This window comes from Alcanivorax sp. HI0083 (assembly GCF_001635175.1).
Genome location: NZ_LWFX01000215.1, coordinates 1 through 1176 on the forward strand (window position 1 = coordinate 1; position 1176 = coordinate 1176).

Genomic DNA, 1176 nt, shown 5'->3' on the forward strand with positions numbered 1-1176 from the left:
GCGTTTCTTCCAGCACAATATCGTTGAGGTTCTGCACTTCTGACAGCTGCCCGGAAAAACCGCCGCGGCTGCCCGCCCCTTTCGACGATGGCGTAGCAGGGTCGTGGACAAATTCCTGCAAGGTATTCCAGGCATTGCATGCCGGGCACTGCCCCTGCCATTTGGGAAAATCCGCTCCGCAATCCGTGCATACAAACGCGATTTTTTTCTTGGCCACAAACAAGTCCTTCTCGTGTATTGCTATCTACAAAGCCACTGCAGAATCGTAGCGAATAACACCGCTTGAGGTGCGGATACGAGCGTTAGCGAGTAACGAGTTTCGAGTAGCGAAAAGCACAACCGGAACCTGCCGGGCCTGATAGGTTTGGTTTTCGAAACTCGCTACTCGCAACTCGTAACTGTTTTGTTCGCACCTCAAGAGGTGTTATTCGCTGCGCTCACCCTCCGGGCCGCACTTCGTGCGTTACTCCGCTGCGCTACGTTTCTACAGCGGCCTTCGGATTAAACGACAATGCGTTCCGGGCGTGCGGTGATCTGGCAGAATAATTCATAACTGATGGTGCCACAGGCGCGGGCAACGTCATCCACATCCACCACGTCGCCCCATAATTCCACCTCATCACCCACACTGGCACCCAGCCCGGTCACGTCAACGGTAAGCATATCCATGGAAACACGGCCCACCAATTGCGTGACAACCCCGTTCACGGCCACCGGCGTACCACTGGGGGCATGCCGCGGGTAGCCATCGCCATAGCCCACGGCGACCACACCGACCTGACAGGGTTCAGCTGTGGTCCAGGTCGCGCCGTAGCCCACACTTTCACCTGCCTCCACCGCATTAATGGCAATTACACGGGCGGTAAACCGGTGGCTGACCGCCAGGCCCAGCTCGCTGGCCGTTTGCCAGTCGAAAGGAGACGAGCCGTACAGCATGATGCCGGGACGCACCCGCTGCGCGCGGGCCTGGGGGTAACGCAGCAGCGCTGCCGAGTTGGACGCCGATAACGGCAGCATCAGTTGCTCCGCGATCTGCCCGGCGACCAGCAGCTGTTTCTCGGAATAGGTATCCTGACTCACATCCGCACAGGCAAAATGGCTCATGACACCCACCGGTGCCATTCCCGCTGCCCGCAATTGCGCCGCTGCCTGCAGGGCCGTGTCCGGGCGAAAACC

Annotated in this window: 1 protein-coding gene and 1 pseudogene; both read right to left on the bottom strand. The window is 59.0% G+C overall.

What is annotated here, in order from left to right; translation table 11 throughout:
* A pseudogene (locus A3754_RS02290) lies at positions 1-223 on the bottom strand (DNA repair protein RadA); the annotation flags it as partial.
* Between the two features lie 278 nt (positions 224-501).
* The coding region (gene alr, locus A3754_RS02295; protein ID WP_063518746.1) for an alanine racemase at positions 502-1176 on the bottom strand (675 nt) is incomplete at its 5' end.